General features: G+C 61.7%; 6 protein-coding genes and 1 pseudogene. 3 read left to right on the top strand and 4 right to left on the bottom strand.

Going from position 1 to position 6446, the window contains the following annotated elements:
• Positions 1 to 29: 29 nt before the first annotated feature.
• Positions 30 to 425 (bottom strand): tautomerase, encoded by a 396-nt coding sequence (locus EJI01_RS27900; protein WP_126840355.1) that lies wholly within the window; start codon positions 423 to 425, stop codon positions 30 to 32.
• A gap of 427 nt (positions 426 to 852) precedes the next feature.
• Positions 853 to 1131, bottom strand: a pseudogene (locus tag EJI01_RS27895) (transposase); the annotation flags it as partial.
• 113 nt (positions 1132 to 1244) lie between these two features.
• On the opposite strand from EJI01_RS27895, the gene EJI01_RS27890 reads away from it, so the two are divergent.
• Positions 1245 to 2261 (top strand): IS110 family transposase, encoded by a 1017-nt coding sequence (locus EJI01_RS27890; protein WP_126840356.1) that lies wholly within the window; start codon positions 1245 to 1247, stop codon positions 2259 to 2261.
• 265 nt (positions 2262 to 2526) lie between these two features.
• Here the strand turns inward: EJI01_RS27890 and EJI01_RS27885 are convergent, their stop codons facing one another.
• On the bottom strand, positions 2527 to 3447 hold the full coding sequence (locus EJI01_RS27885; RefSeq protein WP_126840354.1) for a transposase: 921 nt from the start codon (positions 3445 to 3447) through the stop codon (positions 2527 to 2529).
• Positions 3448 to 3615: 168 nt separating this feature from the next.
• Between EJI01_RS27885 and EJI01_RS27880 the strand changes: the two genes are divergently transcribed.
• Together EJI01_RS27880 and EJI01_RS27875 are read left to right on the top strand one after the other, a co-directional pair.
• Complete coding sequence (locus tag EJI01_RS27880) at positions 3616 to 4476, top strand: GyrI-like domain-containing protein (RefSeq protein ID WP_126840353.1); 861 nt, start codon at positions 3616 to 3618, stop codon at positions 4474 to 4476.
• The gene (locus tag EJI01_RS27875) at positions 4473 to 5435 is read left to right on the top strand and encodes an alpha/beta hydrolase family protein (protein WP_126840352.1); all 963 of its coding nucleotides are present in this window, start codon (positions 4473 to 4475) and stop codon (positions 5433 to 5435) included. The genes EJI01_RS27880 and EJI01_RS27875 overlap by 4 nt, the downstream gene beginning before the upstream one ends.
• A 213-nt stretch (positions 5436 to 5648) precedes the next feature.
• On the opposite strand, the gene EJI01_RS27870 is transcribed toward EJI01_RS27875, so the two are convergent.
• A partial coding sequence (locus tag EJI01_RS27870) for a transposase (protein WP_148112377.1) occupies positions 5649 to 6446 on the bottom strand: 798 nt, incomplete at its 5' end.

Genomic DNA, 6446 nt, shown 5'->3' with positions numbered 1-6446 from the left:
AGTACCGGTCATTTGAACGGATGTCGGTCTCAGGTTTCTTCCGGCTTCCAATCTGGGCTGAAGCCCCCCAGCGTGGGGTGATACATCTCGTCGCCATCGTGCTGAGTGAACTCGACATTCAATCGGTCCTCACGTAGGCCCAGCAGTTCGATGCAGTGCGCGCACAACGCTTTGGCTACCTCCATCCGAAGTTCGGCTGGCCGACCCCGGCGGATGTCCAACATCAGCAAGGAGACGGGAACAGGAACCTCGCCTACCTCGGCGATGCGCCAGATACCGCCCGCGCCCAATTCCCGAATCGCTACGGATATCCTCCGAATGTCAACGCTCATCATCGAAGCATAGGTCTCGCACATCCGAACCGCGAGCTGCTGCTTCAAGTCCTCGGGATAGCTGTCGTTGACGTCCAGTTGCAGGTAGGGCACGGGATTTCCTTGAAGAATCTAACGCTCGCATTCCGCCAGAGGACCAGCAGAAATGATAGACCTCGCACTCGATGCTGTGATCAGGCCGCGACGTCTGCAAAGGGCCCGAAGCTCCGAAGGCCGCAACCGGCTTCTATGAGGGCTGGCATGTCAATCCCCCTCAAGGAGGCCGGTCACCAGAACAAGACGATGGTAGGCCGGGAACCATAAGGAGTCCGACGTCATACTCGGACAAGCTTCTATCCGTGTGGGCTCGCTGGCCCGACACCTCATGCTGCATGCGCACCAATTGCGCTGGCGGGTTCCCACTTCGCAACACGCCCCATCTACAGTATCGGTCCCGACGCAGAGGTGACCCGCCGGTCGCACGGGCGCGTTGACCTTTGATCATGGTGATTGATTCGCTCGGTATTTCAGCGCGCGCAGCTCAAGTTCGGAGGGCCTTCATGCGGGCTCCAGTCGGGATTTCACCGTCGCGCAGGAAACGCCATAGGGCGATGGCCAAGCGTCTGGCCAAGGCCACGATGCCGATACGCCGCATGCGCGGGCCTCCTCGCGCGAAGCGCTGGTTAAACCACTTGGCCATCGTACTGCTGGGCTGCAGACGCAGCCAGCTCCAAGCAAGCTCCACAAGTAGAGTTCTTGCCCTGCGATTGCTGGCCTTGCTGATTCCGCGCTCGATCTGACTGTCGCCGCTTGCATAAGGAATGAAAGGGACTTCCCCGTCCCGATCAAGCCGCTGCGTATTGCGGCTGCCGGCAACAGAGTGCCACGATGGGGTTGCGAATCTCCATCAACTCACTCGGAAAGGGGAAGTCCATGGCTATTTTGTATGTTGGCATCGATCTCGCCAAGAATGTTTTCGCCGTCCACGGCGTCAACGAAGCCGGCAAGCCAGAGCTCGTGCGTCCGAATGTGACGCGCACCAAATTGCTTGAGTTGATCGCCGCGCTGCCGCCTTGCGTGATCGGCATGGAGGCGTGCTCCGGTGCGCACCACTGGGCGCGCCAGTTCATGGCCCACGGTCACACGGTGCGCCTCATGGCACCGAAGTTCGTCAGCCCGTATCGCCTGTCCGGCAAGCGTGGCAAGAATGACGCGGCCGACGCGGCGGCAATCTGCGAAACGGTGCAGCGGCCGAATATGAGATTCGTGCCGATCAAGAGCCTGCAGCAGCAATCGCAACTGAGCGTGCACCGCGTGCGCCAGGGATTTGTTGACCAGCGCACTGCAACCATCAACCGGGTCCGCGGGTTGCTCAGTGAGTTCGGAATCGTGCTGCCGCTGAAGGCATCGACCGTACGCAGCCAAGCCATGGCGTGTCTGGAGGATCTGCCTGGGTGGAGCAACACGGTCATCGGCGATCTGCTCAGCGAGTTGACGCGGCTGGACGAGCGTATCTCGCTCTACGACCGGCACATCGCGCAGATGGCACGCGAAGACACTCGGGCCCAGCAGCTCATGCACCTGCCCGGGATCGGCCAGACCACCGCCACCGCGCTGCTGGCGATGATCGGTAACGGGCATGAGTTCAGATGTGGTCGCCAGTTCGCAGCTTGGCTTGGCCTGGTGCCCAGCCAGTACAGCTCGGGTGGGAAGGCACGGCTCGGGCACATCACAAAGACAGGGGACTCGTACATGCGATCGCTGTTGGTCCTGGGCGCTCGATCGGTACTCAACTCAGCCAAAAACAAAACTGATGCGGTCAGCCGATGGGCCGCAGCGCTGGCCGAACGCCGCGGTTACTGGCGAGCGGTCGTGGCTATCGCTGCCAAGAATGCCCGCATGGCTTGGGCGGTACTGTCTCGAGGGGAGCAGTTCGTAATGCCGGCATGACCCATTGAGCAGCAACTCGAAACTTTCGAACCCGGCAACTGCGCCGAATTGATTTCCACCGCCGCTTGACGGCTCGTAGTGATGGAACAAGGTTGGACCTGCGCGGGGAGTGCCTGAGCACCCACGGGAGACGGTAACTGCCTTTCTCGCATAAGGAATGAGGCCCCCGCGTGCGTCTTTCATCAGGGTCCGCAGCGGATGCGCTGCACGAATGACCGTTTGTAGCATCGCCAGTCCGCACCTTGACTCCACTATCGCGAAGCCGCTAAGAGCGGACGGGAAGGCTTGAGGGATAAACGCATTCGACTTGTTGGGGAAGCCCTTGTAGCGTGGGTGCAACACCTAGGCAGCCGGCGAGTTCACGTCGATTGGCAAACTGCCGCCAGCCGAAGATCTCGTGCACGAGTACAGACGCACCCTTGGCGCCGATGCCGACCAGGCGCATCAACTGCGCGACTATCGGCTGCCGGCCGTCCTGAAGTTCGGCCTGGCGAGCCGCCTCGATCTGACGGACCTGCTCCTTGACCAGTGCTAGCCGCACGAGTTCGCGCTCGATCTCCGCGCGAAGCTTTTGGCCAAGCTGTTCGCGGTGCCGTGTCCACCAACTGGCCCACTTGCGCCCACCAATGGGTACGCCTGGACGCAGGTTATGCAGCACCAGCAGCGAACCGATGCGATTTGTGTGCGCCGTGCGTTCGTGGGTCAGCCGCTCGAATTCGCGGTGCTCACGCCGCTCATCTTCCTGACTTGCGGTGGGCTCGCGCACCACCGACCAAACGTGCTCGCCATGGTGGTGCCGCACGAGCATCGTCAGCAGCTTCTCGCCATCGAGCCGGTCCGTCTTGGCGCGCCGCGCTCGCCTGTTGACTTCGATGCTGGCGGCGTCGACAACGATGTCGTCCACGCCCAGCCCGGTGAGCCAGCGGTGCAGCCACCAGCCATCGCGACCGGCTTCGTAGCAGCTATGTACCTGTGCGCGCGCCGACGTCTTGAACCGCTTGCCGGCACGCACGATGCAATCAGCAACGCCGCTCTTGTCGCCGGCGGCCACCGTGTAGCGACTCACGGCGCCGCCGCCGTCACCAATGGTCAACTTCCAGCTCTTGTCGCCGAGCTCAAAGCTCAAGTACAGGTCACCCGGCTTGGCCGTATCCTTGCGATGTAGGGCTGTTCGCGCCGTAGACATTTTCGAGCTCCTTTCGACCAAACTGGGGGCGTCTGTTTTACGCCCCCCAGCCCTGCATAGCATCTACAGTCGGCCAACGCCTGACGTTCGCCGCTGATATGGGTCGGGTCTTGAGAATCGCAAGATCGGCTAAGCAGACCGCCCACGGCAGCGGCACACTTGGCAGTGATGAGAACTGATCGAGCTGAGCAGAACTACAGGGACCGTGTCGCGCGCATCGTTGCGGTGATCGTTGCTGACCCGATGGCAGAGCATCGCTTCGAAGATCTGGCGCGCATGGCGCATTTCTCTCCGTACCACTTCCACCGCGTCTACAGCAGCATCGCTGGTGAGACCGTTGCTGCGACTGTGCGTCGCGTGCGCCTGGCGCTTGCGACACGTTTGTTGGAGAACGGTGCCGAGAGCATTGCTCAGGTTGCTCTGGCCGTAGGTTATGAGAGCCCGCAGGCGTTCACCCGTGCCTTCGGCCAATTCACGGGCCAGTCCCCCAGCGAGTTCAAGGGGCAGATGCACCGGCTGGAGCTGAACGCCGGCGAGGCACGGCATGAATCTGGCACTCAGACAGTACCAATCGTGCGGATAGTCGATCGCCCTGCGCAGCGTGTGTATGCGCTGCGACATCGCGGGCCACTTGCAACCATTCCTCACACGCAAAGGCGCCTGCACCTTCATTCCGACACCAACGCGGTGTCGGAATCGCTCGGGGTGTCCTACGGCGATCCTGAGGACGCTGAGGGCTTCAGGTACTACGCTGCGGCCTTGTCGCCCGAGCCTTGGCCGGTCGTCGACGCAGAGATCGAAATGCTGGACATCCCGGCCGGCCGTTACGCTCTGCACTGCCTTTCCGGTCCTTACACCCGCATCAGCGCCGCAATCAATGCACTTTACAGCCGGTGGCTGCCGAGTAGTGGTTATGAGCCGGACGATCGGCCGACGCTAGAGCACTATCTGAACTCTCCGCGCATCGCCAACCAAGCAGACTTGCGCACCGGCCTCCTGATCCCCATTCGTTCCGCGAGCGCCCAATGAGCCTGACCCGTCTCTTTTCTCTCGCCGCCACACTGTGTTTGGCGACAACCTTGACGCATGCGGCCGGCTTCAGCTTAGTCGAGGTGCCCGCCGGCAATGATGGTCCTGCGTTACGCGGCGCGGTTTGGACGCCCTGCAAGGCTCCAGTTGGCCGCATCGAGCTCGACCCCCTGGTGATTGATGGGGTGAAGAATTGCCCGATCGAAGGAACAAGACTTCCCCTCATCATCGTGTCGCATGGTCAAGGTGGCTCGCTTCTCGGGCATCACGACACCGCGAGCGCTCTGGCAGACGCCGGCTTCGTAGTCGCCTCGATCAACCACCCAGGCGATAACTTCCAGGATCGGAGCCGTCGGGGCGATCTGTCGATATTCACCTCACGTCCTGCCGACATGAAGCGATTGGCGGACTACATGCTCGGCGGCTGGGCGGGTCGCTCGACGCTGAATCCAGATCGAGTTGGCATCTTCGGCTTTTCGCGAGGCGGCTATACCGGGCTGGTTGCGGCTGGAGCTGTTCCGAACTTTAAACTGCGCAGGGATCTTTGCCCGCCGCTTTCGTTCGATTCTCTGTGCCGAAAGATTCGTGGCGACGAGCAGCCCACTCCGCCGGTGCCAGACCCGCGCATCAAGGCAGCAGTAATCGTCGATCCACTGAGCTTCTTCAATGCCGAGGGGCTGAGAGGTGTAGCGGTGCCCATTCAACTATGGGCTTCTCAGCATGGGGGCGACGGCGTCACGCCAGCAAGCGTTGAGGCGGTTCGCCGCGATTTGCCCAAACGTCCCGAATGGCGCCTAGCGGCCAACGCGGCACACTTCGCCTTTCTGGCGCCGTGCACGCCTGCGCTGACCCGGGCGGCACCTGAGATCTGCACCGACAATAAGGGATTCGACCGCGTGGCTTTTCACAGCGCGTTCAACCGCGAGGTGGTGGGCTTTTTACGCCGCGCTCTTCAGTAACTCGTAATGCGCCAAAGGACTGCTTCGGAGCAATTCGAAGGTCTGCAAAGGGCCAAGGTTGTGTGCAAACGGCTTTGACTTGCGAGTATGCCGAACACGCGGCCTTGTGGCCGTCATCGGCGCCACGGAGTCATCCAGTGGTCTTGTCGCGCAAACTCAGAGTTACTCACGCATCAGAGTCGCCGCGCAAGTCGCAAAGGCCTTGGAAGGGGCTCACGCCCCCATCAATCTCACCGCCTTCATCGTCCTGGCAATACCCAGGATCGAGATCACCCGCTTCAGGTTGTATGCCAGCACGTGCAGGCTCATCTCGGTGTTGACGTGCTCCAGTTTCTTCGTGGGGAAGTGCGTCGAGCCCATCCAGTGTTTGAACGTTCCAAACACGTGCTCCACGGTGCACCTCCGCAGCGTCATCGCGACGGGCTTGCGGTCCAGGCGTTGCTGGACGCGTTCGAGTACATCCTCGTGCTCCCATCGACGGATGCGGCGATAGTCGCCGGTTGTGCACTGCGTTTTCATCGGGCATGAGGGACAGGCACTGGTCCAGTAGAGGCGCGCTTGGAGGCCATTTCTCTCGAGCGTGCTGAACCTGTAGATGGCCCGTTCGCCCGCAGGGCACTGATACTCATCAGCCTTCGCGATGTAGATGAAGTCGCTCTTGTCGAAGCGCCCCTCGGCCTTGGCGTTGGAGGTCATTGGCTTGGGCACGTAGGTCGTGATGCCCGCGTCCTCGCAGGCCTTGAGCTCCGTGCCGTTGAAGTAGCCGCGGTCGGCGAGGGCCTGCAGCTTGGTCTTGCCCATCGCCTCGCGCGCAGCCTTGGCCATGTTGCTGAGCTGCGCGCGGTCGTTGCCCTCGTTGGTGACCTCGTGCGCCACGATCAGGTGGTGCCTGGCGTCGACCGCCGCCTGGACGTTGTAGCCCACCAGGCCCGAGCCTGTGGCTTGCGAGTTCATCGAACGCGCATCGGGATCGGTGAGCGAACGTTGTCCGTCGGGTTCCTTCTTCAACTC

Source organism: Variovorax sp. MHTC-1 (assembly GCF_003984645.1).
GTDB lineage: Bacteria > Pseudomonadota > Gammaproteobacteria > Burkholderiales > Burkholderiaceae_C > Variovorax.
Note: the sequence above shows the minus strand (reverse complement) of the source record. Positions and strands in the feature narration are given on the sequence as shown.